At 61.5% G+C, this 506-nt stretch carries 1 protein-coding gene; it reads right to left on the reverse strand.

Going from position 1 to position 506, the window contains the following annotated elements:
* Nucleotides 1-485 (reverse strand): metal ABC transporter solute-binding protein, Zn/Mn family (locus EN914_RS37915; protein WP_164779304.1); only part of this gene is annotated, 485 nt, incomplete at its 3' end.
* Between the last annotated feature and the right edge of the window lie 21 nt (nt 486-506).

Raw genomic sequence — 506 nt, forward strand, 5'->3', positions numbered from 1 at the left:
CAGAAAGCCTCGGCGATGTTCTTCACATAGATCCTGGCGTTGGCAATCGACTGGAATGCGTGGGGATCGGTGACCGTCTTGCCGCCGCCGGTGCCGGCACCTTCGGCCGCGTCGGCATCGGCGAATTCAGGCTTGAAATCGATCGGCGTCACGCCCTTGGTCAAGGTGATGATCGAGGCCTTGGTGGCACTGGCATCGACCAGCCGCTGCAGAAAGCCTTCGAAATGCAGGCCGTTGACCAGCACGATGTCGGCCTTGGCCATGGCCACCGCATCGGCCGGGCTCGGCTCGTAGACATGGGCATCGCCATCCGGCCCGACGATGGTGGTGACATCGATGCGGTCGCCGCCGACATTTTTGGCGAAATCGGCAATGACGGTGAAGCTGGCGACCACTTTCAGCGGTGCCGCGAAGGCCGACGATGCGCCAAAGGCGGTTAATGTTATAACGCTCATCGCCAGGGCGGCATGGATGGATTTCAGCATAGAGGGGTCTCCTTCTAGGGG

The sequence above is a fragment of the Mesorhizobium sp. M7A.F.Ca.CA.001.08.2.1 genome (assembly GCF_003998455.1).
Classification (GTDB): Bacteria; Pseudomonadota; Alphaproteobacteria; order Rhizobiales; family Rhizobiaceae; genus Mesorhizobium; species Mesorhizobium ciceri.